At 75.1% G+C, this 25,808-nt stretch carries 24 protein-coding genes and 1 pseudogene; 10 read left to right on the top strand and 15 right to left on the bottom strand.

Annotated features, from left to right (window positions below):
* Positions 1-36 precede the first annotated feature (36 nt).
* Positions 37-1,035 (top strand): type I glyceraldehyde-3-phosphate dehydrogenase, encoded by a 999-nt coding sequence (gene gap, locus ACIQVD_RS16260; protein WP_400683504.1) that lies wholly within the window; start codon positions 37-39, stop codon positions 1,033-1,035.
* Between the two features lie 130 nt (positions 1,036-1,165).
* Here gap and ACIQVD_RS16255 read toward each other — a convergent pair whose 3' ends face one another.
* Positions 1,166-2,404: a serine hydrolase domain-containing protein gene (locus tag ACIQVD_RS16255; RefSeq protein WP_402289649.1), complete on the bottom strand. Its 1,239-nt coding sequence runs from the start codon at positions 2,402-2,404 to the stop codon at positions 1,166-1,168.
* A gap of 214 nt (positions 2,405-2,618) precedes the next feature.
* Here ACIQVD_RS16255 and ACIQVD_RS16250 point away from each other — a divergent pair, with 214 nt between their 5' ends.
* Positions 2,619-3,197: a SigE family RNA polymerase sigma factor gene (locus ACIQVD_RS16250; RefSeq protein ID WP_402289646.1), complete on the top strand. Its 579-nt coding sequence runs from the start codon at positions 2,619-2,621 to the stop codon at positions 3,195-3,197.
* Entirely contained in the window at positions 3,194-4,030 is an 837-nt protein-coding gene (locus ACIQVD_RS16245) for a hypothetical protein (protein WP_402289644.1), read from the top strand. Before ACIQVD_RS16250 ends, ACIQVD_RS16245 begins: the two co-directional genes overlap by 4 nt.
* Before the next feature lie 491 nt (positions 4,031-4,521).
* Here the strand turns inward: ACIQVD_RS16245 and ACIQVD_RS16240 are convergent, their stop codons facing one another.
* The 3 genes from ACIQVD_RS16240 to ACIQVD_RS16230 all read right to left on the bottom strand — a co-directional run bounded on the left by ACIQVD_RS16240 (position 4,522) and on the right by ACIQVD_RS16230 (position 7,060).
* Entirely contained in the window at positions 4,522-5,298 is a 777-nt protein-coding gene (locus tag ACIQVD_RS16240; RefSeq protein ID WP_100837418.1) for an ABC transporter permease, read from the bottom strand.
* Positions 5,295-6,299: an ATP-binding cassette domain-containing protein gene (locus tag ACIQVD_RS16235; protein ID WP_402289641.1), complete on the bottom strand. Its 1,005-nt coding sequence runs from the start codon at positions 6,297-6,299 to the stop codon at positions 5,295-5,297. The genes ACIQVD_RS16240 and ACIQVD_RS16235 overlap by 4 nt, the downstream gene beginning before the upstream one ends.
* Positions 6,300-6,391: 92 nt before the next feature.
* Positions 6,392-7,060: a DUF4097 family beta strand repeat-containing protein gene (locus tag ACIQVD_RS16230; RefSeq protein WP_400683521.1), complete on the bottom strand. Its 669-nt coding sequence runs from the start codon at positions 7,058-7,060 to the stop codon at positions 6,392-6,394.
* A gap of 254 nt (positions 7,061-7,314) precedes the next feature.
* On the opposite strand from ACIQVD_RS16230, the gene ACIQVD_RS16225 reads away from it, so the two are divergent.
* Positions 7,315-8,109 carry a helix-turn-helix domain-containing protein gene (locus ACIQVD_RS16225; RefSeq protein WP_402289639.1) on the top strand — a complete coding sequence of 265 codons (795 nt, stop codon included), beginning with the start codon at positions 7,315-7,317 and terminating at the stop codon, positions 8,107-8,109.
* A 4-nt stretch (positions 8,110-8,113) separates the two neighbouring features.
* Here ACIQVD_RS16225 and ACIQVD_RS16220 read toward each other — a convergent pair whose 3' ends face one another.
* The gene (locus ACIQVD_RS16220) at positions 8,114-8,806 is read right to left on the bottom strand and encodes a DUF6882 domain-containing protein (protein ID WP_402289637.1); all 693 of its coding nucleotides are present in this window, start codon (positions 8,804-8,806) and stop codon (positions 8,114-8,116) included.
* A 143-nt stretch (positions 8,807-8,949) separates the two neighbouring features.
* Complete coding sequence (locus ACIQVD_RS16215; RefSeq protein WP_402289634.1) at positions 8,950-10,884, bottom strand: lamin tail domain-containing protein; 1,935 nt, start codon at positions 10,882-10,884, stop codon at positions 8,950-8,952.
* A 299-nt stretch (positions 10,885-11,183) separates the two neighbouring features.
* Between ACIQVD_RS16215 and ACIQVD_RS16210 the strand changes: the two genes are divergently transcribed.
* Entirely contained in the window at positions 11,184-12,110 is a 927-nt protein-coding gene (locus ACIQVD_RS16210) for a LysR family transcriptional regulator (protein WP_402289632.1), read from the top strand.
* 7 nt (positions 12,111-12,117) lie between these two features.
* Here the strand turns inward: ACIQVD_RS16210 and ACIQVD_RS16205 are convergent, their stop codons facing one another.
* From ACIQVD_RS16205 to ACIQVD_RS16195, 3 genes are all read right to left on the bottom strand, one after another.
* Positions 12,118-13,368 carry a metallophosphoesterase gene (locus ACIQVD_RS16205; protein WP_402289630.1) on the bottom strand — a complete coding sequence of 417 codons (1,251 nt, stop codon included), beginning with the start codon at positions 13,366-13,368 and terminating at the stop codon, positions 12,118-12,120.
* Positions 13,369-13,534: 166 nt separating this feature from the next.
* On the bottom strand, positions 13,535-14,758 hold the full coding sequence (locus ACIQVD_RS16200) for a hypothetical protein (RefSeq protein WP_402289628.1): 1,224 nt from the start codon (positions 14,756-14,758) through the stop codon (positions 13,535-13,537).
* A 44-nt stretch (positions 14,759-14,802) separates the two neighbouring features.
* The gene (locus tag ACIQVD_RS16195) at positions 14,803-15,747 is read right to left on the bottom strand and encodes a LysR family transcriptional regulator (protein WP_400683541.1); all 945 of its coding nucleotides are present in this window, start codon (positions 15,745-15,747) and stop codon (positions 14,803-14,805) included.
* Positions 15,748-15,956: 209 nt separating this feature from the next.
* Between ACIQVD_RS16195 and ACIQVD_RS16190 the strand changes: the two genes are divergently transcribed.
* Together ACIQVD_RS16190 and ACIQVD_RS16185 are read left to right on the top strand one after the other, a co-directional pair.
* Positions 15,957-16,838, top strand: a complete 882-nt coding sequence (locus ACIQVD_RS16190; protein WP_400683545.1) for a ketopantoate reductase family protein — start codon at positions 15,957-15,959, stop codon at positions 16,836-16,838.
* 162 nt (positions 16,839-17,000) lie between these two features.
* A pseudogene (locus tag ACIQVD_RS16185) lies at positions 17,001-17,207 on the top strand (SpoIIE family protein phosphatase); the annotation flags it as partial.
* A gap of 62 nt (positions 17,208-17,269) precedes the next feature.
* On the opposite strand, the gene ACIQVD_RS16180 reads toward ACIQVD_RS16185, so the two are convergent.
* Positions 17,270-18,688 carry a DEAD/DEAH box helicase gene (locus ACIQVD_RS16180; protein ID WP_402289626.1) on the bottom strand — a complete coding sequence of 473 codons (1,419 nt, stop codon included), beginning with the start codon at positions 18,686-18,688 and terminating at the stop codon, positions 17,270-17,272.
* Positions 18,689-18,993: 305 nt separating this feature from the next.
* Complete coding sequence (locus ACIQVD_RS16175) at positions 18,994-19,197, bottom strand: cold-shock protein (protein WP_030918248.1); 204 nt, start codon at positions 19,195-19,197, stop codon at positions 18,994-18,996.
* 450 nt (positions 19,198-19,647) lie between these two features.
* Between ACIQVD_RS16175 and ACIQVD_RS16170 the strand changes: the two genes are divergently transcribed.
* Entirely contained in the window at positions 19,648-19,869 is a 222-nt protein-coding gene (locus tag ACIQVD_RS16170) for a hypothetical protein (RefSeq protein WP_400683551.1), read from the top strand.
* A 307-nt stretch (positions 19,870-20,176) separates the two neighbouring features.
* On the opposite strand, the gene ACIQVD_RS16165 is transcribed toward ACIQVD_RS16170, so the two are convergent.
* A complete protein-coding gene (locus ACIQVD_RS16165; protein WP_402289623.1) occupies positions 20,177-20,812 on the bottom strand; it encodes a TetR/AcrR family transcriptional regulator in 636 nt (211 codons plus the stop codon).
* 108 nt (positions 20,813-20,920) lie between these two features.
* On the opposite strand from ACIQVD_RS16165, the gene ACIQVD_RS16160 reads away from it, so the two are divergent.
* Positions 20,921-21,607 (top strand): hypothetical protein, encoded by a 687-nt coding sequence (locus tag ACIQVD_RS16160; RefSeq protein WP_402289620.1) that lies wholly within the window; start codon positions 20,921-20,923, stop codon positions 21,605-21,607.
* Between the two features lie 10 nt (positions 21,608-21,617).
* On the opposite strand, the gene ACIQVD_RS16155 is transcribed toward ACIQVD_RS16160, so the two are convergent.
* Both ACIQVD_RS16155 and ACIQVD_RS16150 read right to left on the bottom strand, forming a co-directional pair.
* A complete protein-coding gene (locus ACIQVD_RS16155) occupies positions 21,618-22,028 on the bottom strand; it encodes a carboxymuconolactone decarboxylase family protein (protein WP_400683563.1) in 411 nt (136 codons plus the stop codon).
* Positions 22,025-22,690, bottom strand: a complete 666-nt coding sequence (locus tag ACIQVD_RS16150) for a class II aldolase/adducin family protein (protein ID WP_402289618.1) — start codon at positions 22,688-22,690, stop codon at positions 22,025-22,027. The genes ACIQVD_RS16155 and ACIQVD_RS16150 overlap by 4 nt, the downstream gene beginning before the upstream one ends.
* A 147-nt stretch (positions 22,691-22,837) precedes the next feature.
* Here ACIQVD_RS16150 and ACIQVD_RS16145 point away from each other — a divergent pair, with 147 nt between their 5' ends.
* Positions 22,838-23,215 (top strand): MerR family transcriptional regulator, encoded by a 378-nt coding sequence (locus tag ACIQVD_RS16145; RefSeq protein WP_400684173.1) that lies wholly within the window; start codon positions 22,838-22,840, stop codon positions 23,213-23,215.
* 45 nt (positions 23,216-23,260) lie between these two features.
* On the opposite strand, the gene ACIQVD_RS16140 is transcribed toward ACIQVD_RS16145, so the two are convergent.
* On the bottom strand, positions 23,261-25,714 hold the full coding sequence (locus ACIQVD_RS16140; RefSeq protein ID WP_402289616.1) for a helicase C-terminal domain-containing protein: 2,454 nt from the start codon (positions 25,712-25,714) through the stop codon (positions 23,261-23,263).
* Positions 25,715-25,808: the final 94 nt, after the last annotated feature.

Raw genomic sequence — 25,808 nt, 5'->3', positions numbered from 1 at the left:
ACAGCGGGCGAGAGCCGCAGAGAAGGGCACCACCCCATGACCCGCATCGCCGTCAACGGATTCGGCCGCATCGGTCGCAACGTGCTGCGCGCCCTGCTGGAGCGCGACAGCAAGCTGGAGGTCGTCGCCGTCAACGACCTGACCGAGCCCACCGCGCTCGGCCGCCTGCTCGCCTACGACACCACCTCGGGCCGGCTCGGCCGCCCGGTCACCGTCGAGGGCGACACCCTGGTGGTCGACGGCCGCCGGATCAAGGTCCTCGCCGAGCGCGACCCGGCCGACCTGCCCTGGGCCGAACTCGGCGTCGACATCGTGCTGGAGGCCACCGGCCGCTTCACCTCCGCCGAGGCCGCCCGCGCCCACCTGACCGCCGGGGCCAAGAAGGTGCTGGTCTCCGCCCCGTCCGACGGCGCCGACGTCACGCTCGCCTACGGCGTCAACACCGGGGCCTACGACCCGGCCGCGCACACCATCGTCTCCAACGCCTCCTGCACCACCAACGCGCTGGCCCCGCTGGCCGCCGTCCTCGACGAACTCGCGGGCATCGAGCACGGGTTCATGACCACCGTGCACGCCTACACCCAGGAGCAGAACCTCCAGGACGGCCCGCACCGCGACCCGCGCCGGGCCCGCGCCGCCGCCGTCAACATCGTCCCGACCACCACCGGCGCCGCCAAGGCGATCGGCCTGGTGCTGCCGCAGTTGGACGGCAAGCTGTCCGGCGACTCGATCCGGGTGCCGGTCCCGGTCGGCTCGATCGTCGAGCTGAACACCACCGTCGCCCGCGACGTCACCCGCGAGGAGGTGCTCGCCGCCTACCGCGAGGCCGCCGGGGGCAAGCTGGCGGGCGTCCTGGAGTACTCGGAGGACCCGCTGGTCTCCTCCGACATCACCGGCAACCCGGCCTCCTCGATCTTCGACTCGGCGCTCACCCGGGTCGACGGCCGCCACGTCAAGGTGGTCGCCTGGTACGACAACGAGTGGGGCTTCTCCAACCGGGTGATCGACACCCTGGAACTGCTCGCCGCGGGCTGACCGGCCCGCTGACCGCCCCGGACGGGGCCCGTACCGCCGCGACGGCGGCGCGGGCCCCGTCCGCCGTTCCCGTCCGCCGTTCCCGTCCGCCGTTCCCGTCCGCCGGGTGCTCCGCCCGCCGGGCGCCCGTTCACAGCCCGGGCAGGCCGAACGCGGCGGCGGCGACCCGGTACTGGGCGGTGAACGGGGCGCCCCGGCGGGAGGTCGGGGTGAAGGAGTACACCAGGGTCCGGGCGGCGTCCCGGGTGGCGAACACGCCGCTGGTCCAGCCCGGACGGCTGCCGGTCTTGCCCCACAGCACCAGGCCGGGCGCGGGGGAGAGGCGCATCAGGCCGGCGCTGAGGCAGGCCCGGCCGGCGGCCGGGCCGAGGTCGGGGCCCGGGCCCCGGAAGTTCGGCACGTCCGGGACGGTGAACAGCTCGGCCTGCTGGGCGGGCGGCAGCAGACGGCCGCCGAGCAGCGCGGTGAGGAAGCGCTCCAGATCGGGCGCGGTGGAGACCATGCCGCCCTCGGCCCACGGCCACGGGCTCTGCCGGGTGACGTCCGCCAGGTCGGTGCCGCCGTCCGGCCGGGGCACGGCCAGCACGGCGTGCGCGCTCGGGTCCGGCAGCGAGGTGTCGGCGGCGTCGGGCACCGAGGTGCGGTGCAGGCCCAACGGGCGCAGCACCCGGTCGGTGACCTCCCGGGCGAAGCTCCGGCCGGTGACCCGCTCGATCAGCAGGCCCGCCAGGAAGTAGTTGACGCCGTTGTACTGCTGGGCGGTGCCGGGGGCGAACTGCGCCGGTCGGCCGGCCAGCGAGTCGAGCACCTGCTGCGGGGTCCGGCGGTCGGCGGCGTGCGCGACGAACCAGGCGGCGCTGCCGTCGTCGTCGCCGAGCTCGCTGCCGCCGGGCAGCCCGCTGGTGTGGTTCAGGAGCTGGCGCACCGTCACTGGCGGGTGGCCGACCGGCAGCGCCACCGGGAGATGGCGCTGGACGGTGCCGTCCAGGTCGATCCGCCGCTCGGCGGCGAGTTGCAGGAGCACGGTGGCGGTGAACACCTTGGAGATGCTGCCGATCCGGAACCGGCCGTCCGCCCGCACCGGCCGCCCGGTGGCCGGGTCGCCCGTCCCCGCGGTGCCCGTCCAGTGGCCGCCGGTGCCGCCGACCCGCACCACGGCGCTGGTGAGCCCGGCGCCGGACGGGTCGGCGATCGAGGCCCGCAGCGCGGCGGCGTCCAGCCCGGCCGGACCGGCGCCGAACGCCCCGGCGCCGAACGCCCCGGCACCGGGCTCACCGGCGCCGGACGGGTCGGCCTCGCCGAGCGCCACCACCAGCGCGCTGATCGCGGCCGTGCCCGCCAGCTCGCGTCCCATCATCCTCGTGCTCATCCCCGGCCTCCCCGACTTCCCTGCGCCGCTTGCCCGCTGACGTGGAAGAGTCTTCCGCTCGGGCCGCGCCGGGCCATCCGGGGCGGACCCCGAACCGACCCCGAACCGGCCCCGAGCCGGGCCCTGGGGGTGGACCCCGGGGCGGTGGCGGCCCGGGCCGCAGGTCGTCGGCGGGGCTGACAACCTTTCCGCCGGGCCCGGGCGTCTGGTCGGTGTGAGCCGAGAAACCGAGGACGACGCCTACGCCGATTTCGTCGGGACCGCCTGGCCCCGGCACCTGCGCACCGCGACGCTGATCGCGGGTGACCGGCACCGGGGGGAGGAACTCCTCCAGGACTGCCTGGTCAAGCTGTACGTGCGCTGGCGCCGGACGCGGACCGACGACCCGCACGCCTACCTGCGGCGGATGCTGGTCAACAACCACATCAGCTGGTGGCGGCGACGTCGTAGGGAACTGCTCATCGCCGAACCGCCGGACGCCCCCACCGGGGGCCCGACGGCGCCGGAGGCTTCGGACGAGCTGTACCGGGCGCTGCGCGAACTACCGCCCCGCCAGAGGGCGGTGGTCGTACTGCGGCACTTCGAGGACCTGTCGGAGAAGGACACCGCCGCGATCCTCGGCTGCTCGGTCGGCACCGTCAAGAGCCAGCACTTCCGGGCGGTGGCCCGGCTGCGCACCGCCCTGTCGAAGGACCGCCCGGTGGACCGCCCGTCGGACCGGCCGTCGGACTGGGCGCCGGTCCGGGCGACCCAGCTGATCCAGTCGAAGAACCAGGAGAACATCACGCGATGAACGACATCGAAGACCAGGAGATGTCCCGCGCGCTGCGGGACCTGGCGGACCGTCACGGCACCGCCGGACCGGCCCCGGTGGCCGAGCTGGTGCACCGCGGCCGCCGCCGCCGGGGGCTGCGGCTCGCCGCCGTCACGGGCAGCGCCGCCGCGGTGGCCGCGGTCGCGGTGTTCGGCGCGACCGCCCTCGCGGGCGGCCCGTCGCGCACCGTCGCGGTGGGCCCGGCCGGCCAGGGCACGGCTTCCGTGTCCGCCTCCCTCTCCGCGTCGACCGTCCGTACCGGGCCGACCACGCCCGCGGAGATCGCCGACCTGCTCAGCAGCCGCTTCCCGACCGGGTACCACGCGGACGGCCGGCCGACGCTGGTCGACAGCCGGAGCACGGGCGCCGACGCGGAGGAGCGGAAGAGGCTGGCCGAGCTCCAGGGCGGGACCCCGGCGCCGAGCCGACCCCTGCCGGAGACGATCGGCGCGGGGTACACCGTCACCAACGGCACGAAGACCGGCACCGTGCAGCTCAGCGTCGAGCACCTGCCGAACGGGACCGGACAGCCGGCCGACCCGTGCAACAACCGGCCGGGCTGCTCCGCCACCCGGCAGCCGGACGGCAGCGCCCTGGTGCTCTCCCTCCCGCCGGCGCCGGCGGACCTCCCGCAGGTGTGGCGGGCCGACCTGTACCGCACCGACGGCACCGTCATCACGGCCGAGTCCGGCAACGTCCCGCTCCCCGGGCACGGCCAGGACCTGTACGCCGGGCCGCCGGTGCTGAACGGCGAGGCGCTCACCGCCCTCGTCCTCGACCCGGTCTGGACGCAGGGGGCCGCCGGACACTGAACCACCTGACCCGGAACGGGGCGGACCACCGTCCCCGGGGCGGGCCACCGGCCGGGAGCGGATGCCGGCGGTGGCGGGCGACGACGTCCGACGCCCCGGCCGGCCACTGAGGACCGGCCGGCACCCGCACCACACGAGGCCCGCGCAGCTCGTGCGGTTCGTTCCCTCGCGGTTCGCACCGGGTCCGGAACGGCGGCGGCCACAGCCGCACCGCGCGGCAGCGCCGCGATCCGCGGACCCCCGGCGTCCGGGCGGTCGACCCCCGGCGCCGCAGCGCCCTCCGCGCCACCCGCCTCCCACCGTTCCCCCGCACGTCCGCGGCAGCGGCTGTGACGGTGGCGGTCACGGGCCCGCAGGCGTGCGGGGCGCGCACGCGGAACGGCCCTTCCGACGGCTCGTCATCCACCTTCCCGCGCCGCGGCGACCGCGTTGCCGTGCGGGTGGTTCGACGTGCCGTCGGAAGGGCCCCGAGGGTGCGGTGCGGACGGTGGTTACCGCGGGTCGCGGTCGAACTGGGCGCGGGACCAGCGGTAGCCGAGGACGGTGAGGGCCGCGCACCACAGCAGGGCGATCCACCAGTTGTTGCCGATGCCGGTGCCCAGCAGCAGGCCGCGCAGGGTCTCAATGGCCGGGGTGAACGGCTGGTACTGGGCGACCGGCTGGAACCAGCCGGGCATCGAGTGCAGCGGGACGAAGGCACTGGAGATCATCGGCAGCAGGATCAGCGGCATCGCGGCGTTGCTGGCGGCCTCCGCGTTGGGGCTGCCCAGGCCCATGCCGACGGCGATCCAGGTGAGCGCCAGGGCGACCAGGGCGAGCAGGCCGAACGCGGCCAGCCACTCCAGCAGGTTCGCGTCGTGCGAGCGGAAGCCGATCGCCACCCCGACCGCGCCGACCAGCACCACGCTGGCCACCGACTGGAGCACGCTGCCGGCCACCCGGCCGAACAGCACCGAGCCGCGGTGGATCGCCATGGTGCGGAACCGGGCGACGATGCCCTCGTTCATGTCGGTCGCCATCGAGACGGCGGTGCCGATCACGGTCGAGCCGATGGTCATCATCAGGATGCCGGGCACCAGGTAGGTGACGTAGGCGGAGCGGCCCAGGCCGCCGCTCATCGCGCCGCCGAAGACGTAGACGAACAGCAGGAGCAGCATCACCGGGGTGAGCAGCAGGTTCAGGGTGAGCGACGGGTAGCGCCGGGCGTGCAGCAGGTTGCGCCGCAGCATGGTGGACGAGTCGCGGACGGCGAGGGCGAGCTGGCTCATCGTGCGTTCTCCTTGGCGGAAGCGGCGGAAGCGGCAGAAGCGGCCTGGGTGGCGGGGGCGGCGGTCTGGGCCGGGAGGGCGGGGGCGCCGGTCAGGGCGAAGAAGACGTCGTCCAGGTCGGGGGTGTGGACGGTGAGTTCGTCGGCCGCGACGCCGGCGGCGTCCAGCCGGTCGAGGACCGAGCGCAGGGCGCGCTGGCTGCCGTCGCTGGGCACGCGCAGGGCGAGCGCCTCGTCGTCGCGGGCGGCCTCGGCGAGTGCGTCGGCCGCGGCGCGGTGGGCGGCGGGGTCGGTGAACCGGAGCCGGACGTGGCCGCCGGGGACCAGGCGCTTGAGCTCCTCGGCGGTGCCCTCGGCCGCGATCACGCCGTCGTGCAGGACGGCGATCCGGTCGGCGAGTTGGTCGGCCTCCTCCAGGTACTGGGTGGTGAGCAGGATGGTGGTGCCGCCGGCGACCAGTTCCCGGATGATCTGCCACATGCCGTGGCGGCTGCGCGGGTCGAGCCCGGTGGTGGGCTCGTCGAGGAAGATGATCCGGGGGTCGCCGACCAGGGTCATCGCGATGTCCAGGCGGCGCTTCATGCCGCCGGAGTAGGTGGAGGCGGGCTTGTCGGCGGCGTCGGTGAGGTCGAAGCGGGCCAGCAGCTCGGTGGCCACCCGGCGGCCCTCGGCCTTGGGCAGGCGGTGCAGGTCGGCCATCAGCAGCATGTTCTCCCGGCCGGTGATCAGGCCGTCGACGGCGGAGAACTGGCCGGTGACGCCGATCGCGGCGCGCACCTGCTGGGCCTCGGTGGCCAGGTCGTGGCCGCCGACGCTGATCTCCCCGGCGTCGGGGGTGACCAGGGTGGAGAGGATCTTGACGGCGGTGGTCTTGCCGGCCCCGTTCGGGCCGAGCAGGGCGAAGACCGTTCCGGTGGGGACGGCGAGGTCGACGCCCTTCAGGACGCTCTTGTCGCCGTAGGACTTGCGCAGCCCGTTCGCCGCGATGGCCAGGCCGGTCATGGGGTGCTCCTGGGGGTGTGGGGGTCGGTGCGGGGACGGCGGTGCTGGACTGGGTCGGGCCGGGCCGGGCTGAGTGGGGCGGCGGCGGCGGGTCAGAGGGTGCGGGCGGAGATGTCGCCGTGCGCGGTGGTGGCGCGGATGGTGACCGCCGGGACGTCGTCGGCGTTGCGCAGCGCGTTGTCGATGCGGCCGTGGCCGGTGCCGGCGTCCAGCGAGGCGGAGACGCCGCGGGCCACGCCGACCGCGATCGAGCCGGACCGGGTGGTCAGTTCGAGCGCGCCGCGCACCGCCTCGGCGACGGTCAGGTCGCCGCGCTGGGTGCTGAACGCGGCGGGGCCGGTGAGGCGGCCGACCTCGATGTCGCCGTCCTGGAGGGTGAGTCGGGCGGCGGACGCCTCGTCGAGCTTGACCGAGCCCCGGGCGCTCTCGAAGGTGACCGCGCCGAGCCGGCCGACGCCGCGGAGCCGGGCGTCCGCGCTCTTCGCCTCGACCGTGGAGCCGGAGGGCAGTTGCACGGTGACCTCCAGCGCGCCGGACGGGCCGAGCAGGCGGTGCGCGGCGGAGTCGGTGACGATCCGCAGCACGCCGTCGGCGTAGCCGACCTCGGTGTGCTCGACGGCCTTCGCGTCACGGCCCTTGGCCGGGTCGGCGGGGCGCAGCTCGACCACGGTGTCGGTGCGGTCGGCGGCGATGAACCGGACCAGACCGGCCGGGACGTCCAGGACGACGGTGACCGGGGCGGCGGTGTCGAACTTCTGCATGGTGTGCTCCCTGTTCGCGGTGCGGTGCCGGTGCGGCGCCGCTTCGTTTCTGACATTGGAAACGCTACGTTGCGTTCATGGATCGGGCAACAAGCTTGTTGCAATCAAATGCCATAAGCACAGGTAGAAGCAGGAAAATCGTTGCAATGATCCTGGAGATAACGCAACGTCAGGAGTGGCATTCGTTGCAATGAAATGACGGTGAACGCTATGCTGGGCGCGGCAACGTCACGCACCGCAGAAGGAGGCCCCCGATGCCGGGAGGCAGGCTCACCCAGCAGGAGCGCCAGCAGATCGCGCTGGGGCTGGCCGACGACCTGGCCTACGCGGAGATCGCCCGCCGGCTCGACCGTCCGACCTCGACCGTCACCCGGGAGGTCATGCGCAACGGCGGCCCGGCCGGCTACCGGGCCGACCTCGCCCAACGGGCCACCGAGCACCGCACCCACCGCCGGGCCGCGCCGCCCCGCGACCCGCACCTGGCCGACCGCCCCGACGACGGGCGCGACCCCGGCGCGGTGGACGCCTTCGAGGAGGCGATCACCACCGTCTTCATGCAGTCCGGCCTGAGCCGGATGCCCGCCCGGGTGCTGGCCGCGCTGCTGCTCACCGACTCCGGCAGCCTGACCGCCACCGAACTCGCCCGGCGCCTCCAGGTCAGCCCGGCGTCCGTCTCCAAGGCGGTGGCCTTCCTGGACGAGCAGTCGATGATCCGCCGGGAGCGCGACGAGCGCCGCCGCGAGCGCTACGTGGTGGACGACGAGATCTGGTACCAGTCCGCGGTGGCCAGCGCCCACGCCAACGCCGCGGTGGCCGCCACCGCCCGGCAGGGCGTCGTCGTGCTCGGCTCGACCAGCCCGGCCGGGACGCGGCTGGAGAACATCGCCCGGTTCCTCGACCACCTCTCCGAGATGCTGCTGCGCGCCGCCGACCAGGGCCGCGACGTGCTGTTCACCAAGCCCGTCCGGGAACCGGACGGCCCGGCCGGCGGCCCCGCGGACGATCCGGCGAACGGCTCGGCGAACGGCCCTTCGGACAGCCGGAGTTGAGCCGTCAGCGCCCGCCCGCCGAGCCCTCGACGGAGGCGATCCGGCCCAGCGGGTCGAACGACACCCGGAGGCCGCGCCCGTCGGGCAGCCGGGCGGTGATCAGGTCGGGGCCCTCCGCCACCGGCACGCCGTGGTGCCCGAAGTAGCCGCGCACCACGGCCCGGGCGTCGTGCCCGAACAGCCCCGCGCCGGTCAGCAGGAAGCGCGGCACCGTGACCGGGTCGAGCGGCGCCGGCGGCAGTGACGGGTCCTCCGGCACGAAGTACACCCGGGTCTGCGGCCCGGCCTCCTGCCCGATGCAGCCGGGCGCGCCGAGCACGCCCATGCCGGTGAAGGCCAGCGCCTCCGCCGCGTGCCGCGGGTCGGCGAAACCGGACAGGTCGACCTCGGGTTCGGCCGACTCCGGTACGCCGTACGCCCGTCCGAACTCCGCGACCCGGGCGGAGGCGGCCGTCACGGGCGCCCCGCCGAAACCCGGATCGGCCCAGCCCCACAGCCAGGACCGCCCCGCGGGGTCGTACGTCCCGAGCAGGCCCACCCGCAGCGTCCGGCCGCCGCTCTCGTAGGCGCACTCGGTCAGGTCGGCCGTCCACGGCGCGGCCGGCAGCGCCCGTTCCAGCGCCTCCGACTGCTCGGCGCCCCAGGCGGCGTGCGGCTCGGCGGCGCGCAGGAAGGACTCGGTGAAGGTCGTGGCCATCCGGACACCCCAGTGACCCGGTCCCGGGCGGCGGGCCCTGGTCGCGGGCGGCGGGCCCCGGCCGCGGCGTGCTGCGCGGTCGGGGCCCGGTGTGCTCGGAAGGCGGTGCGCTCAGGAGGCGGTGCGCTCGGGAGGCGGGGTGCTCAGCAGGGGAAGGTGCCGCTGTAGAGCGCGTGCCCGTAGGAGGAGGTGCCGGAGCCGAAGCCGTAGATGCCGTCGTCGCTCCAGACCGCCTCGCGGAAGCCGTTGGCGCAGGTGGAGGTCGGCGCGAGGGCGAAGCCCTCCAGGTTGTCGACCGGCATGACGGCGGGGTTGGTGTAGGTCACGTCCGGCACGATCGCGCCGCTCGCGTTGACCTTCAGGAAGGTGTGGGTCTCGCCGCAGGTGTTGTCGCAGGTGGCGACGATCCGCTGGGTGCCGGCGTCGAAGGTCACGTCCATCACGCCCGGCTTGCCGGTGGAGACGGTGCCGAAGGTGGTGAAGCTGCCGTTCGAGTTGAGGCCGTAGACGTGCAGGGTGCCGTCGTACTCCAGCCCGGCGAAGAACAGGCCGGCGCCGTGCAGCGGGTAGTTCGCCGGGTTGTAGGCGGAGCCGGTGAGCGGGTCGGTCCAGCCGTTGGCGGTCAGCCAGCTGTCCGGGACGTAGCCGACGCCCTCGAAGCCGAGGTTGGCGTCGTCCTTGCTGCCGGTGTCGAGCTGCGGGAACTGCGAGGTCATGTCCCACTGGTGGAGCGGGGTCAGGGTGCTGCCGGTGGCGTTCGGGTCGAACTCCAGGACGGTGTCCTTGGGCGCGGTGTTCTTGGTGTTGTCGCGCTCGGAGGTCACGTAGAGGTGGCCGTCGGGGCCGACGGTCAGGCCCTCGGAGTCCGGCTCGCCGGTGCCGCCCGCGAAGCGGATCTGCTTGCCGGTGGCGCTCCAGGTGGCGTCCGGGACCCACTTGCCGTTGCTCTTGACCAGCTTGTACAGCCAGTTCTTGTTCTTGGCGGCCCACAGCACGGACGGGTTGGCCGGGTCGAAGGCCAGGCCGCTGACGTCCCGGCCCTCGGGGCCGGTGGAGGTGGTGAACGCGCAGACGTTGTCGGCGATGGTGACGTCCGGGCCGCCGGGCCAGGCCGGCGTGCCGGCGGGCTTGGCGCCGGTGCCGCCGGGCGCCTCGGGGGCGCAGCCGCTGGTGAGCGAGCCGCCGCCGCCGAGCAGCCGGCCGGTGGGGGTGCCGCCGGTGCCGCCGCCGGGGGTGCTGCCCGCGCAGGAGTTCACGGCGCCGAAGGTCGCGTTCGCGGAGGTCTGGAAGCCGGTGGCGCAGCGCTCGTCGGAGGGCTTGGCGCCGCCGGTCGCCCAGGTGACCGAGTCGACGGTGTTGCCGCTGCCGTCGAGCAGGAACAACGCGTCGTTGTCGCCCAGCCCGATGGTGGAGGCGAACGTGACGTAGCCGCCCGCGGGGATGCTGGTCGCGCTCGGCGAGGAGGACGAGATCGGGGCGGCGGAGTGCGAGGTGTCGCCGTCGACGTACTTCCACGAGCCGATGCTGACGGCGCTGGTGCCGCCGTTGTACAGCTCGACGGTGTCCGAGCCGTCCGAGCCGACCTCGTTGATCCGGACCCGGCTCGCGGCGGGCACGGAGGCCGGGCAGCCCGCGGCGTTCGCGGAGCCGAAGGTGGCCGCGGTGGTGGCGGTGACCCACCCGCCGGTGCCGTCGCCGCAGCGGGCGATCGCGGGCTTGGCCTTGTCGGTGGCCCAGTCGACCCGGTCGACCACCGTGCCGCCGGCCGTGTAGAGCACCACCTTGTCGGAGTCGCCCAGCCCCTTGGGCGAGTTGAAGGTGACGAAGCCGCCGGCCGGGATGCTGCTCGCGGACGGGCTGAAGGACTGCGGGGAGAAGCCGTCGTCGGACATCTTCCAGCCGCTGATGCTCACCGCCGCCGGGCCGCCGTTGTAGAGCTCCACCGTGTCGTTGCCGGCGGAGGTGACCTCGTTGATGCGCACGTTCTGGTAGCCGGACGGGTCGGCCGCCGCGGCGGGCTGCGCGACGAGCAGTCCGGTGACGATCAGCCCGGAGAACGTCAGGGACGCGGCGCACACGGAGGCGACGCCGACACGCGAGTGTGAGTTAGGCACGGGCCGGAACTCTGGCGACCCGACGTGGAGACAGCGTGTACGGCGGCTGAATCCCGGACGCTCCCCGCCGGAACGCCAGGTTCGGGAGCGGCCGGACCGCCCGGAACCGGCCACCGGCTCCGGCGGCGGCACCCGGCCCCGGTGCCGGCACCCGGCCGTCCACCGCACAGACGACGGTTGATCCCGCCGCCGCGTCACCCCCGCCCGGACCATCGGAGGCCGACCGGCCCACAACCGTCCGTTGTTCGGTAGGGTGGCCCGCCGTGGACCTCGAAGCCGTGCGCACCTACGTCGCCGTCGCGGAGGCGGGCCAGTTCCAGAAGGCCGCCACCGACCTGGCGATCACCCAGCAGGCCGTCTCCAAGCGGATCGCCGGGCTCGAACGCGACCTGGGCGTCCGGCTGTTCACCCGCACCCCGCGCGGCGCCGAACCCACCATCGACGGCCAGGCGTTCCTGCCGCACGCCCGCGCACTGCTGCGGGCCGCCGACCGGGCCGCCGCCTCCGTCCGCACCGGCCGCCGCCCGCTGCGCGTCGACGTGATCAACTCGCGCGGCGCGGCCTCCCGGCTGATGCGGGACTTCCACCGCGCCCACCCGGACGTCGAGTTGGACATCGTGATGCTGCTCGACATCGAGAGCGCCGTCGCCGCGATCCGCTCCGGCAGCGTCGACGCCTCCTTCCGGGCCGTCGCCATGCCCGGCCGGCCGCTGCCCGAGGACCTGACCGCCGTCCGGGTCGTCGACGAGCCGCTGCACCTGCTCACCGGCCCCGGGCACGCCCTCGCCGCCGCCCGCGCGGTGCCGCTCGCCGACCTGGCCGGGCACCGGATCTGGATGCCCGGCCTCCTCCCCGGCAGCGAGTGGGGCGCCTACTACGACTCCCTGGCGGGCGAGTTCGGGCTGACCATCGAGTCGACCGGCCCCAACTTCGGCTCCGACGCGCTGCTCGACACCATCGCCGACACCCCCGCCCTGGCCACCTTCATGGGCGAGGACACCCGGCTGGTCTGGCCCACCGGGCACGGCCTGCGCCGCATCCCGGTGACCGACCCCGTCCCCGTCTACCCGCACTCCCTGCTGCACCACCGGGACGATCCGCACCCCGCGCTCCCGGCGCTGCGCGCCCACCTCGCCGCCGCCGCGACGGCCGCCCCGGCCGGCGCCTGGGTCCCGTCCTGGGCCCGCTGAACCGCCGTCACCCGGCGGCCCCGCCAGCCCCGCCGGTGCCCTCGCCCGCGCGCAGCGTCAGCAGGGTGATCTCGCTCGGCGCGAACACCCGGAACGGCGGCCCCCAGAAACCGGTGCCCCGGCTGGTGTAGAGCTGGGTCCGCTCCCCGTGCCGGCTCAGGCCCTGCACCACCGGCTGGTCCAGCCGGACCAGGTACCGGAACGGCCAGATCTGGCCGCCGTGGGTGTGCCCGGAGACCTGGAGGTCGACGCCGGCGGCCACCGCCTGCGGCACGTACTTGGGCTGGTGCGCGACCAGCAGCACCGGCAGCCGGGGGTCCGCCCCGGCCAGCGCGCCGGACAGGTCGGCCCGGTGCCCGTCCTCGCCGGAGGACGCCGCGGTGACGTCGTCCACCCCCGCCAGCACCAGGGCGTCCCCGCCGCGCTCCACCACCACGTGGCGGTTGTGCAGCGCCTCCCAGCCCAGCTCCGCCATCCGGTCCAGCCAGCCCTGCGCCTCGCCGCCGTACTCGTGGTTGCCCGTCACGTACACCCGGGCCAGCGCGGCCCGGACCGCGCCCAGCGGCGCGGACTGCTCCCGGCGCTGGGCGGGCGTGCCGTCCGCGATGTCCCCGGCGTGCACCACCACGTCCGCCGCCAGCGCGTTGACCGCCCCGGTGACCTTCGCCGACCAGGCCGCCCGGTCGATCGGCCCGTAGTGGGTGTCGGCCAGTACCACCACCCTGGTCCCGTCCAGCCCGGCGCCGAGCCGCGGCAGGCGGACGTCCAGCCGCCGCACCCGGGGCACCCGCATCGCCTCGTGGTGCCCCCAGGCCAGCAGCCCGGCCGACACCAGGACGACGGCCGCCGCGACCACCCGGGCCCGGCCGGTGCCGCCGACGCCGAACCCGGCCAGCAGCAGGTCCGCCAGGCCGCCCAGCACCGACCAGGTGAACAGCACCCACACCACGCCCAGGCTGGTGTCCGCGATCCGGGCCGCCCGGTCGTCGCGCGCCCGCGAGCGGTGGCCCGCGACCATCAGGAACGGGAAGCCGACCATCCAGGCCAGCAGCACCGCCGTACCCACCAGCACCACCGGCAGCGGCCAGTCGGCTCCGGCGGCCAGCAGCGTCCACCACGGCGGCAGGCAGAGCAGCACCAGGACGAGCACCAGCACGCCCAGCCGCCGCACCCCCGCCCGCCGGGCCCGCCCGCCACTCCCCGCGCTGTCCGTCCCGCCCGCCGTGTCCGTCCCGTCCAGGGTCCCGCTCTCCGCCACCGTGCCGCCTCCTGTGCGTGCCCCTCCGGCACGTGCCCGGTCAGCAGACGATCCGGGCGGGCTCCGTGCGGGAGGGTGATGCCGAGTCTCGCGCACGCGCGGGGGAGGCGGTAGCCCGTGGCGCGGTGACGGGCGGCGGCCGGACGGCGCGGGGGCCGGGGGAGGCTCAGCCGCCGCCGTAGGTGGCCTGGGTGACGGCGAAGACGTTGCGGTTGCCGGTGGTCTCCTGGAGGGACCAGAGCAGGTCGGGCCCGGTGGTGTCCTCCCAGTAGGAGAGGCTCTCGCCGCCGCCCACCCAGGCGAAGGTGGAGGACCCGGCGGTCGGCGTCCAGTAGGAGAGCTTCTTCTCGCCCGAGGAGTTGAACCACCACCGGCCGTTGTGCGAGGCCACGCCGTTGAGGTGGTACCAGGGCAGCCGGAGCGCCTGGCTCGCGGTGGTCGACGCGGCGAAGGTGGTGGCCCCCGGGGCGAACGGGAAGCGGACGGCGCGCGGCTCGCGCTCGGGGAAGTCCGGGCAGGGCGTGGTGGTCGGGCAGGTGTACTCCGTCGTCACGATCGACTTGCTGACCCGGTCCAGCGAGATCGACGACCACGCCAGCGCGGTGACGGAGGACGACGTGTGCGCCGTGACCGTGCCGACCTGGGGCAGCACGTAGGCGTAGTTGTGCGCGTAGTAGACCGACCCGGACTGGCGGCCGATCTGGTCGGCGGTGCCGCCGGTGTCGGTGTTCAGGATCTTGCGCATGTCGAAGACCCGCATGCCGACCGCGGTGTCGGCGACGTACAGGTAGTCGCCGTACCAGGAGACCCCGCCGGCGTGGATCGGGATGTCCTTGAAGCTGGGCGCGGCCGGGGTGCCGGTCGGCTCGACCAGCAGGACCTTGCGGTACTTGTTGGGGTAGGTGGCGTCCCAGTCGACCAGGGTGATCCGGCTGCGCTGGTGCTTGCCCTTGCAGGCGTCCGCCGTGTACCAGCTGACCAGCACCAGCTGGTGCCCGTCGTAGTTGCCGCCGTTCGCGGTGCCCACCGCGTCCCGGCTGGTGGTGATGCCCTGCGGGAGGCTCTGGCAGTCGCCGTCGTCGCCGTCGTCGAACCGGAAGCCGGTGGACAGCCCGGCGACCGAGAAGGAGGACGCCAGCCCCTGCCGGTCGTGGTTCGCGTTGTCCATCACCGTGTGCACGGCGCTCGTCCCGAGCGTCGAGACCAGCGCCGCGTCGAGCGCTTCGTACTGGTGGTAGTCCGCGGTGAGGGTGAAGTCGGACGCCGGGACCGTGGTCAGCGCGGTCAGGGTGCCGGCGGCGGTGGCCGGCGGCGCGGCGGTGAGCACGCCGGTGAACAGCAGGCCGGCCGCGATCAATGCTCTTGCGGTGTTTCGGACTTGAATGACCATCAGGTCGTTTCTCTCCCCCGTGGACGGATCAACGGCCCCTCACGCTAGGCGCGCGCCGACGGGTTCGCAACGGGTACGTCCCATTCCGTCGTCCGGCCGTCCCGGCGGGCGCAGTGCTCGGCGACGGTGTCCGCGAAGGCCCGGGCCAGCGGGGAGAGGGCGTCCCAGCGGCGGACCGCCCAGCCCGCCGTGAGCGGGGGCAGCGCCGGGATCGGGACCAGCCGCAGGTCGGGGTGGCCCGGGCCGGTCCACTCGGGCAGGGTGGGGACGACCGCCCGGCCGAGCCCGAGTCCGGCCAGCAGGATCGCGGTGTCCCAGTCCGTGACGCTGGTGTCGAAGACCGGCCGGATGCCCGACCCGGCCAGCCACCCGCCGAGCTGGGTGCGCGCGGTCGAGTTCTCGGGCAGCCCGATCAGCCGGACGTCCTGCAGGTCGGCGGGCTCGACCAGGGCCCGGTCCGCCAGCGGGTCCCCGGCCGCCACCGCCAGCGACCAGGGCAGGTGGACGACGGCGCGCTGCTCCACGTCCCCGCCGGCCGGCCGCAGGGTGATCCAGGCCAGGTCGACCGCCCCGGCGGCGAGCGCGTCGAAACAGCCGCGGCTGGACGTCTCGGTCTGGAACTCCAGGCTGGCCCGCGGGAACCGGCGCCGGAAGTCCACCACCGCCGCGGCCATGAAGTGCCGCACGGTCGTCGCCCCGGTGGTGACCCGCACCGACCCGCCCTCGGCCCGGGCGAGTTCCTCGATCCGCCGCACCGCCTGGTCGATCAGCCCCAGCCCCTCGGTCACCGCGCCCCGCAGCAGCCGCCCCGCCGGGGTCGGCGCCACCCCCCGCGGCTGCCGCTCGAACAGGCTGAGGCCCAGCTCCCGCTCCAGCCGCTTCACGTGCTGGCTCACCGCCGACTGCGTGCACCCCAGGTCACGCGCGGCCCCGCTGAGCGAGCCGCTCCGGCAGACCGCGCCGAACACCCGCAGATCATCAAGAGTCACGGCCCCAAGCCTAGGCTTGCCCCTCTCCCAGCAAACCCATGGATTGACTTGCACCGCCGGAAGTTTGACGATCGTTCCGGGCCCAGGGCGGCAACCCGCCCGCTGCCACCGCGCGCTCCGGACGCGCCCGGCACGGGCGGGTGTCGACCCGCCGCCCCTGCCCCACTGCTGCCCCACCGCTCGTCCTTCCCGCACTTCCAGGAGCACCCATGAGCACCAGCAAGCCGACCGTCGCCGTCCTCGGTCCGGGCGGAGTCGGCGGCCTGCTCGCCGCCCTGCTCGCCCGCGCCGGACACCGCGTCGTCTGCCTGGCCGGAGACCGGACCGCCGCCGTCCTGCGCGCGGACGGACTGCACGTCGACAGCGAGCAGTACGGGGAGTTCACCGCGGCGGTGGCGGCCGACACCGTGCTGCGCGAGCCGGTCGACGCCCTCTTCGTGACGGTCAAGCAGACCTCGCTCGCCGAGGCACTCGACCGAGTCCCGGCCGACCTGCTCGGTTCGGCGGTCGTGGTCCCGCTCCTCAACGGCGTCGACCACCTCGCGGTGCTCCGGGCCCGCTTCCCGGCCGCCGAGGTCGTCGCGGGCACCATCCAGATCGAGGCCACCCGCACCGCCCCCGGCCGCATCGCCCACACCAGCCCGTTCGCCAACCTGGTCCTCGCCGACCCCGACCAGCGGCTCGAACCGTTCGCGCAGGCGCTGCGCGCGGCCGGACCGGGTGTCGCCCTCGGCCCGGACGAGAGCACGGTGCTCTGGAACAAGCTCTCCTTCCTCGCCCCGTTCGCCCTGCTGACCACCCGGCACCGCACCGACGTCGGCACCGTCCGCGACCGGCACCGCCCCGAACTGCTCACCGTCCTCGACGAGGTCGCCGCGGTCGCCCGCGCGGCCGGGGCACCGGCGGACGCCGAGGACCTGCTCGCCCTCTTCGACCGCTTCCCGGCGACGATGAGGTCCTCCATGCAGCGCGACGCCGAGGCCGGCCGCCCCCTCGAACTCGACGCCATCGGCGGAGCCGTCCTCCGCGCCGGAGCCACCCATCACGTCCCCACTCCGGCCACCGCCCAGCTGGTCGCCGCCCTCTCCTAGACCACCACCCGGCCCTGCCCTCGGCCCTGCACCCCGCCCGGCCCCCCGCGCCGCCGGGACGCACCACGGCCGGGGGCGGGCCGGGCCGATCTCGGATGTGACGGGAGGGACCGGGCCCGGCGGGCCGGGCGCGGGGCCGGTGACGGTGCGGGGAGGCGGGCGCGGTGCTTCACCGACGGCCTGGTCGCGGAACGGGGCGCGAGCGGACGGCAGTTCGGCGAGCAACGGCTGATCGACCGGGTCGACCGCATCGAGGGCTCACGCTCCGGCGTGCGGGCCGCGGTGCGCGCCCTCTCGCACGCACTGAAGGCCCGCCGGGGCGGGCACACCAGCGACGACGCCACGCCGTCCCTGTTCGCGTGGCGCTGAGTTCCCGCATCGGGCGGCGCTGAGCGGCCACCCGGGCGCCACGTGGCGGGCGCCGCCGGGTCTCACCCGCTGTACGGCCGGGGCGAGGCGCCGCGCGCTCCGCCGGCGGGACGCCCGTAGCGGTTGCGGCCGGTCGACCGGTTGTGGCGGGGCCGTTCGATCACGGGGTCGGGGATCGCGACCGGCACGCCGGTGGGGACGCGGGCGCCGGTGATCCGGGTGAGTTCCTCGTCACCGGCCCGGACCCTGGTGGTGACGGGGGTGATGCCGGCCGTGCTCATCATCCGGGCCGTCCCGCGGCGCTGGTTGGGCAGCACCAGGGTGACGACGGTGCCGGACTCGCCGGCCCGGGCGGTGCGTCCGCCGCGGTGCAGGTAGTCCTTGTGGTCGGCGGGCGGGTCCAGGTTGACCACCAGGTCGAGGCCGTCGACGTGGATGCCGCGGGCGGCGACGTCGGTCGCGACGAGCGCGGCCACCTGCCCGGACCGGAACTGCTCCAGGGTCCGGGTGCGCTGCGGCTGGGACTTGCCGCCGTGCAGCGCCGCGGCCTTGACGCCGCTCGCCAGCAGCGTCTCGACCAGGCGGTCCGCGCCGTGCTTGGTGTCGATGAACATGATCACCCGGCCGTCGCGGGCGGCGATGTGCGCGATCGTGGCGTTCTTGTCGGCGTTCTGCACGTGCAGCACGTGGTGCTCCATGGTGCTGACCGCCCCCGCGGACGGGTCCACCGCGTGGGTGACCGGGTCCTTCAGGAAGCGCCGCACCAGGCGGTCGACGTTGCGGTCCAGGGTGGCGGAGAACAGCAGGGTCTGGCCGCCCTCGGCGACCTGCTCCAGGAACTCGGTGACCTGCGGCAGGAAGCCCATGTCGGCCATCTGGTCGGCCTCGTCCAGCACGGTGGCCTCGACCGCGTCCAACCGGCAGAGCCGGCGCTCGATCAGGTCCCCCAGCCGGCCGGGCGTGGCCACCACGATCTCCGCCCCCCGGTTCAGCACCTGCGCCTGCCGGCGGACCGGCACCCCGCCGACCACGGTGGCCAGCCGCAGCCGCACCGCCTGGGCGTACGGGGTGAGCGCCTCGGTGACCTGCTGGGCGAGTTCGCGGGTGGGCACCAGGACCAGGGCCAGCGGGCTGCGCGGCTCGGCCTGCCGCCCGGCGGTCCGGGCCAGCACGGCCAGGCCGAAGGCCAGCGTCTTGCCGGAGCCGGTCCGGCCCCGGCCCAGCACGTCGCGGCCGGCCAGCGCGTTCGGCAGCGTCGCGCCCTGGATCGGGAACGGCGCCGTGACGCCCCGCCGGGCCAGCACCGACAGCAGCTCCTTCGGCAGGTCCAGCTGGTCGAAGGACTCGACGGGCGGCAGCGCCGGGGTGGTGCTCACCGGCATCGCGAACTCGCGCCCGGCACGTCCGGCACCACCCGCCGCGGCGGGCCGGGAGCCGGAGTTCTGGAACGGCGGGCGGCTGGGACGGGTCGAACGGTTCATGCGGGAGGCCTTCCTCTGGACGGCGCCTGACGTGCGGTCGGCGCTCACCGAACGGGCGGGAGCGGAAGACCTCGGACCCCGGACCACAGGGGCCCGGTGAACCCCGGACCGCGGGGCCCGGTACCGGCTCGGACGCGGCACCGGTTCGGACACGGCGCCGCGCGTTCGCGCGGGAGGGCCGTCGGCGGCCAGGAGCGGGCCGGAACAGCCGGAGGTGGGTGGTGGAAAACGCGCGAGGGCCCGCACCGGGCGTGATGCACACGGTGCGGGCCCTCGCCGCCGGGCGGGTGCCGCGGCAGTAGGAACTACAGCGGGCGAATGTTCTCCGCCTGCGGGCCCTTCTGGCCCTGCGTGACGTCGAACTCGACCTTCTGGCCCTCGAGCAGCTCGCGGAAGCCGTTGGCGTTGATGTTCGAGTAGTGGGCGAAGACGTCCGGGCCGCCACCCTCCTGCTCGATGAAGCCGAAGCCCTTTTCCGCGTTGAACCACTTCACGGTGCCATTAGCCATGTAAAAAATCTCCTTCAAGGGACTTTCCGGCATCCGCACGTTACGGAAGCCGAGTCACCGCGATGAGCGCCCGCCCGGAAAAAACGCCGGAAAACAAAAATGCGCCCGCTACACGAGCAGGCGCACACAAAGTTCATGGGAACCACTACTGCAACTACCTCGACTGTAGCAGCCCGGGGGCCGCAGCGGGCGGAAATCTCCATGCCAATTTTTCGGCGGGTCGCCCGGGGCCACCGCCCCCGGACCGCCGATCCGGTCAACTGGACTGCCTCCGAGTCGAGTTGCGAAGACTACAGGCCGCCGGGCGGCCCGGCGGCGCTCCCCGGCGGCCGGCTCCCGGGCCCGGACCACCCGGGCGTGTCGTCCGACACACCCGGAATTTTGGGCTCCGCAGAATTCGGGTGGCCCGAGGAGGCCCAACCCCGTTCCCCGCGGCGCATACTGGAGTGGATGAAAAAATCTGAAGCAGTCCGCCGGCACCTGCCCACCAGCCCCTTCAAAGCCAGGACCGAAGCACCGCGCAAGCACTTCGCCGTCGGCGACCGCGTCACCCACGACGCCTACGGCCTCGGCCGGGTCATCGGCGTCGAGGGCGACACCGCGGTGCTGGTCGACTTCGGATCACGACAGGAGCGCGTCGTCCAGCCGTACACCGGCATGTTCAACCTCTGACCCGGCACCCCCGCGCCGTCCGCCCGCCCGTCCGCCTCGCGGCGGCCGTGGTTGGGCCGCCGCGGCACGGGCAGGCGCCCGGTGACGCCGGAGCCGGTTGAGCAGCCAGACGGCCCCGGTGTCACCTGCCGACCGTCGGCACCGAGCACCACCGGTGCCGACGCGCAGGCGTGCCACGAACCTTCCCGGGCACCGGAGTTGACGGTCCGCGGGACGGCCCGCGCTTCCCGCCGCCCGGATCTCCCGCCGCCCGGGCTTCTCTCCCGCCGCCCGGGTTTCATGCCGCCCGGCTTCACCCCGCCCGGCTTCACCCCTCCCGAACGGGTGCGGCGAAACCGGCGCAGAGCAGCCGCACGCTCCGGGTGAACTTCTCGTCCTGGCCCAGGCGCGGCATCGACGGGCCCATGAGCAGCGGGAACCGCTCGCGCAGCTCGGCGTAGCGCTCGGCGGTGACGGACGGCGGCGCGGCGGGCTGGTTCTGCTCCTGGAGCACGAAGCCGGTGACGTGGCTGAGCAGCGTGTCGGCGCAGACGGCGCAGTGGTCGGCGGGCAGTCCGGCGTCGAGGAGGGTGCGCAGCAGGCGTTCCATCAGGGCGAGGGCGCCGGTGCTGAGCGTGCCGGGACTCTCGGCGAGGAGCTGGGCGCCGCCGGGGTGCTGCTTGATGCTCAGCCGCAGGGCGGTGGCCTGGGTCGCGACCCGGTCCTGCCAGTCGGCGGCGGGCGGGAGGGCGGCGAGGGCCGCGCTGCCGGCGTCGTAGGCGGAGCGGCAGACCCGGTCGGCCATCAGGGCGAGTAGTTCCTCCTTCCCGCGCACGTGGTAGTAGAGGCTGCCCGCGTGGGCGTCCAGGCGGTCGGCGACCTGGCGCATGGACAGGTTCTGGTAGCCGACCTCGGCGAAGACGGCCATGCCCGCGTCGACGATGCGCTCCTTGGTGAGCTTCATGGGCCCACCGTACAAGGTTTTCCAACACCGTTCGAAAACTGTGCTAGTTTTGCGCCACCAGGTTTTCGAACGGTGTTGGAAACACCGTGACAGGGGGAGGAACGGGACATGGGGGCGATCGTCTTCAACGTCACCACGGCCGCGCTGATGGTCATGATGGTCAACTGCGGCCTCGCGGTGCTCGGCCGCGACACCCTGCGCGGACGGCCGCTCCCCTGGGCGGCGATCGCCCTCACCGCGACCGCCGTCGCCGGGGTCCTGCTCCAACTGGCGTGGTCCGGGGCGATGGACGCGCTCGACGCCGACCCCGCGAAGTCCGGCTGGTGGCGCGAACTCACCTCGGTGTTCATGCAGAACGGCGGCCTGTTCGGCGGCCTGTGGAACCTCCTCACCCTGGCCGCCGTCGCCGCGCTCGCCCAGTGGTACTGGGGCGGCCCGCTCACCCTCGCCCTCTTCCTCGCGGGCGTCCTGCTGCCCGGCCGCGTCGACACCCTGCTCGGCCTCGGCGACGGCCCCAGCGCCGACCCCCGCAACTTCGCGGGCAGCTCCGGCGCCACCTACTTCCTGGGCGCCACCCTGGCCCTCGCCCTCCTCACCCGCACCCGCCTCCCCAAGGAGATCGCCCTGGCCGCCGGCGTCCCGGTGCTCGGCCTCGCGATGTGGCTCGCCCAGGACAACGGCCACGGCCTGGTCTCCGTCTACGGCTTCGCCCTCGCCGCAGCGATCCGGGCCGTCCGCCACCTGCTCCGCACGGCCCGCCCGACCGCCGCCCGTCCCGGTCCGCACCAGCCCTGAGCTGCGACGGTCAGCGGGCCGGCCCGTGGTCGTCGTCGTCCGGCCGGAGTTCGGCGACGATCTCCAGGCCGAGCGCGTAGGACGGCGTGCCCGAGGTGATCAGCGCCGTCTCCGCGACCCCGATCAGGTCGGCGATCCCGGCGCCCGCGTGGAGTGCGCCCCGGGCGTGGATCCGGGCCGGTTCCGCCCGGCAGAGGGCCAGCAACTGGCCGAAGTGGACCAGCTGTTGGACGCGGTCGCCGAGCGGGCTGTCAGCCAGGACGAGGTGGCGCAGCGCCGTGAACGCCTCCTCCGTGGGGAGCCGCCCGAAGTCCCGGGCCAGCCGCAGCCGGTCCTCCACGGCGGGCGGGACGGCTCCGAGCGTCGTGCGGTAGCGCTCCCGCAGCGCTTCGGAACGCTCTGCGAAGGTGCGGTCGGTCATGCCGCGACCCGCGCGATCGAGGCCCGGACGGCCGCCAGGGCGCCCGCCGGGAAGTCCACGGCCCCGCCGATCGCCGCGGCGGCGATCTCGGCCTCGGCGCTCTCCTCGACCGCCACCACCAGGTGCGCGGCAGCCGCCGCGTCCGGGCCGAACACCAGCAGCCCGTGGTTGGCCAGCAGGACCGCGGACGTCGTCGGCCGCCGCTCCAGGACCTCGGCGACGCCCCGCACCGAGACGTCCGATCCGCGCGGCCCCCAGGGCACCACCGGCACCTCCTCCGGCTGCCCGAAGCGGAGCATCGGCTCGGTGCGGCACGGCAGCGGCCGGTGGGCCACCGCGAAGGCGGTCGCGGCGGGCGAGTGGGTGTGGATGACCGCGCCCGCCTGCGGGCGGGCCCGGTAGACGGCGCTGTGCATGGTGATGATCTCGGCGCTGACGGAGCGCAGTTCTCCCTCCAGGACCCGCCCGTCCAGCCCGACGGTCGCCAACTGGTCCGGCTCCAGGTCGCGGACGAACCCCGGGGTCAGCAGGAAGCGGTCGGCGTCGAGCCTGACACTCAGGTTGGCGTGGCCGGAGTGCGACATCACCCCGGCCACGAAGAGCTGCCGGGCGGCCTCGACGAGCTGGTGGGCCCGGTTCTTCACCTCGGGCGTGCTGGTCATCCCTGCGTCTCCCATTCCGTTCCGGCGGCGGCCGGTTCGCCCCCGCTGCGCGTGACGGCCACTCTGCGACGTGAACTAAGGTTCAAGTCAAGCGCCGCCCCGGCCCGCCGGAGCGGGCGGACGGAGGAGGAACCGCGGACCGTGGAGATGACGATCGGCCGGCTTGCCGAGCTCACCGGCGTCCCCGCGTCGGCCATCCGGTTCTGGGAGCGCCACGGCCTGCTCCCCGCCCCCGAACGCCGCAACGGCCAGCGCCGCTACCCGCCGCAGGCCGCCGAACGGATCGTCCTGCTGCGCAAGTTCCAGCAGGCCGGCCTGAGCCTGGCCGAGGTCCGGGAGTTCCAGCAGGACCAGCCGCGCCGGCAGGCGATGATCCGCGCCAAGCTCACCGAGATCGAACAGCGCGTGGTCGACCTCGACCACGCCCACCGACTCCTGACCCACGCCCTCCAGTGCGGCCGGACCGACATCGTCACCTGCCCCACCTTCCGCGAGCAGCTGACGGCCCGGAACCGGCCCGACTGACGCCGACCCCGGCCACCTCGCCCCGGGCCACCCGGGCCACCCGGCCTATCCGGGCATCACGCCGTGGATGCGGGAGAGGGTGAACACCCGCTCGGCGTCCCGCAGGTGGCACCAGGCCCGGAGGTAGGGCGCGTCGAGTTCGAGCCGGCTGAGGGTGCGGACGGTCGTGCTGCCCGAGGTGGCGGTGTACTCGACGGTGATCCGCCGCCCTTCGTCCACGGCGTGGGCCAGCTGGCGGGCGTCGGTGAAGGACAGGTTCCGGGCGGTCCCGGCGATGATCTCCTCGGTGTCGCTGTGGTACGGACGGCCGTCCCAGGGATCGGGCTCCGGAACGTCCTGCGGGGCGTCCATGAGCCGGGCGGCCAGGGCCGGCAGGTCGACGCCCGTCCGGCCGCCCGCGGCGGGGACGGCCGCACGCCGGGTGCGGGGCCTGCCGCCGGGCGGGCGCGGGGACGGAACGGGGCTCGTCGCCCGCTGCCGCCGGGCCCGCTCGATGCGGACGGACCCGTCGGGCTCCTCGGCGGTGGGGGCGTAGCCCGCGGCGCGCAGGGCCGCGAGCGTCTCGTCCGGCGGGGTCCGGCCGAGCAGCACCGTGGGCGCCAGCTGCCGCAGGCCGAGCCGGGAGAGCCCGCGGTGCGCGGCCAGTTCCGCCAGCAGGGCGGGCTCCGCGCCGTGGACCACGCAGGCGGCGGAGACGACGCGGACCCGGCCGTGGCCGCGCGCGGTGTCGTGCACCAGGTACGAGAGGGGCTGGGGGAGCGGCCCGCCGGCGGCGGCGGCCAGGTCGGCGACGAGGACGTCGGCGGTGAGACCGGCGTCGAGGGCCCGGCGGACGCTCCCGGTGCTGAACCGCCACACGGACGCCGCGCCGGAGCTCTCCCGGTCCGCGGCGGAGTCCAGCAGCGCACGGAGGCGCGCCGTCGGGGTGCCGGCGACCACGGCCGTCAGGTCGCTGCCGAAGCGGGCGGTCGCGCTGGCGGCGGGCAGCAGCCGCCGGCAGGCGTCGGCCAGGGCGTCGGCGGCGTCGAGGGCTCCGGCGGCGTCGAGGACTTCGGAATCGCCGGGAGTGACGGCGAGCAGGGCCGCCCCGAGCGGGGACACCGCTCCGAGCGCGAGCACGCCGAGCAGCTCCGCCTCCCGGATCAGGGTGGCGAACGGCGTGGAGTCCCCGGGGAGTCCGTCGGCGAGCGGGCGCAGCCACCCGAGCAGTTCCCCCAGGTCCGCCGGGTGCACCGCGCCTTCGTCGGCCGGGAGCCGCGCCGCGGCCGCGAGCAGCCCGTGCCGGGCCTGGACGCAGCCCTGGCAGGGCGGTGCTCCGGCAAGCGCCGGCAGGGACTTCCCGTCCTCGTCGCGGCTCCCGCCGGGGGTCCGCGGGAGCGCCCACCACGCCCGGAGCAGCACGGCGAGTTGGCCGGCCGGGTCCTGCTCGGCCCAGGCGTCGTAGGACGCGGTCGCCGCCACCCGGTCGCCGTCCGGGGCCAGCAGGCCGGCCGCGCCCGCCGCCTCCAGCACGAGGCGCACCACGATCTCGTCGCACCGCGCCGCCCTGCCGATCCGGGACAGCTCGCGCGCGCCGATCCCACCGGACTTGAGCCGGGCCGGCGGCGCGGTGGCGCACGTCCCGAGTACGGCCACGGCACCGGCCGTGAACGCCATCGCGGCGGCGGAGGCCTCCCGTTCGACGCCGGAGCCGGTGACCGGCGCCGACCGCACCTCGGGCGGGACGGGAGTGAACGGGGCGTGCCAGTCGGCGCCGCGCAGCGCGAGCGCCACCTCCGCGGGCATCCGGGCCGGCCCGTAGCGGTGGCGGTCCTCGACCAGCAGTCCCCGCTCCACCGCCCACCGCTCACCGGGCCGGGCACCGGGCGGCGGGCCCCCGAACAGGACGGCGCCCGACCGGTCCGCGGCCTCGTGCGCCCGCCGCCGGAGCAGTTCCCGGGTCGCCGGGGGCGCCCCGGCCACCAGCGCGACGACCCGGGCCGGATCGCTGTGGTGGTCGACCAGCGCCGCCAGCCGCGCCGCCTTCCGACCGGCCGAGGGCCGGACGCCGAGCCTCGTCAGCACGCGGCCCAGCTCGTCGGAGCCCGCGCCCGCGAACAGCCGCCCGAGCGGCGCGTCGAGCCCCAGGGGCGAACCCCACGCGTTCCGCAGCGCCGCCGCCGTCCGCAACAGCCCCTCACCGGCGGGCCACACCAGGGCGTGGTCGGCCAACTCCTCCAGCACCGCGTCCAACCCGCGGGCGCGGTCGCCGTCCACCGCGTCCAGCAGCCCGGCCAACTCCCCGCGCGACCCGGACGCCAGCGCGACGACGGCCTCCGCCACCTGCAGACCGGGCAACGTCAGCCGCGCCAACGCCGACGCCACCGACGCCGGACGCTCAAGGCGCTCCGCCAGCTCCCCCACCGACCGCGGCTCCGGCGCCACCGCGGCATCCGGCCGCGCCACCAGCACCCGCTCCAACCCGGCCGCCCCCAGCCCGTACAACCACCCGGCCAGCACCAGCCCACCCTCCCCACCGACGGAACACCACACCCACCGGGCCGCCCCACCCTCCCGGACCCGCCCGTGACCCCAAGCATGGCGCACCACCGCG

The organism is Kitasatospora sp. NPDC090308 (genome assembly GCF_044769485.1).
Taxonomy (GTDB): Bacteria; Actinomycetota; Actinomycetes; order Streptomycetales; family Streptomycetaceae; genus Kitasatospora; species Kitasatospora fiedleri.
The sequence above is the reverse complement of the archived record's forward strand: the minus strand, read 5'-3'. Positions and strand labels throughout refer to the sequence as shown.

Bases quoted from the DNA above. Each gene is read 5' to 3' on its own strand.
- gap (WP_400683504.1), top strand. From the start codon at position 37: ATGACCCGCATCGCCGTCAACGGATTCGGCCGCATCGGTCGCAACGTG.
- ACIQVD_RS16255 (WP_402289649.1), bottom strand. From the start codon at position 2,404: ATGAGCACGAGGATGATGGGACGCGAGCTGGCGGGCACGGCCGCGATC.
- ACIQVD_RS16245 (WP_402289644.1), top strand. From the start codon at position 3,194: ATGAACGACATCGAAGACCAGGAGATGTCCCGCGCGCTGCGGGACCTG.
- ACIQVD_RS16240 (WP_100837418.1), bottom strand. From the start codon at position 5,298: ATGAGCCAGCTCGCCCTCGCCGTCCGCGACTCGTCCACCATGCTGCGG.
- ACIQVD_RS16235 (WP_402289641.1), bottom strand. From the start codon at position 6,299: ATGACCGGCCTGGCCATCGCGGCGAACGGGCTGCGCAAGTCCTACGGC.
- ACIQVD_RS16230 (WP_400683521.1), bottom strand. From the start codon at position 7,060: ATGCAGAAGTTCGACACCGCCGCCCCGGTCACCGTCGTCCTGGACGTC.
- ACIQVD_RS16225 (WP_402289639.1), top strand. From the start codon at position 7,315: ATGCCGGGAGGCAGGCTCACCCAGCAGGAGCGCCAGCAGATCGCGCTG.
- ACIQVD_RS16220 (WP_402289637.1), bottom strand. From the start codon at position 8,806: ATGGCCACGACCTTCACCGAGTCCTTCCTGCGCGCCGCCGAGCCGCAC.
- ACIQVD_RS16200 (WP_402289628.1), bottom strand. From the start codon at position 14,758: ATGGTCATTCAAGTCCGAAACACCGCAAGAGCATTGATCGCGGCCGGC.
- ACIQVD_RS16190 (WP_400683545.1), top strand. From the start codon at position 15,957: ATGAGCACCAGCAAGCCGACCGTCGCCGTCCTCGGTCCGGGCGGAGTC.
- ACIQVD_RS16180 (WP_402289626.1), bottom strand. From the start codon at position 18,688: ATGAACCGTTCGACCCGTCCCAGCCGCCCGCCGTTCCAGAACTCCGGC.
- ACIQVD_RS16175 (WP_030918248.1), bottom strand. From the start codon at position 19,197: ATGGCTAATGGCACCGTGAAGTGGTTCAACGCGGAAAAGGGCTTCGGC.
- ACIQVD_RS16170 (WP_400683551.1), top strand. From the start codon at position 19,648: ATGAAAAAATCTGAAGCAGTCCGCCGGCACCTGCCCACCAGCCCCTTC.
- ACIQVD_RS16165 (WP_402289623.1), bottom strand. From the start codon at position 20,812: ATGAAGCTCACCAAGGAGCGCATCGTCGACGCGGGCATGGCCGTCTTC.
- ACIQVD_RS16160 (WP_402289620.1), top strand. From the start codon at position 20,921: ATGGGGGCGATCGTCTTCAACGTCACCACGGCCGCGCTGATGGTCATG.
- ACIQVD_RS16155 (WP_400683563.1), bottom strand. From the start codon at position 22,028: ATGACCGACCGCACCTTCGCAGAGCGTTCCGAAGCGCTGCGGGAGCGC.
- ACIQVD_RS16150 (WP_402289618.1), bottom strand. From the start codon at position 22,690: ATGACCAGCACGCCCGAGGTGAAGAACCGGGCCCACCAGCTCGTCGAG.
- ACIQVD_RS16145 (WP_400684173.1), top strand. From the start codon at position 22,838: ATGACGATCGGCCGGCTTGCCGAGCTCACCGGCGTCCCCGCGTCGGCC.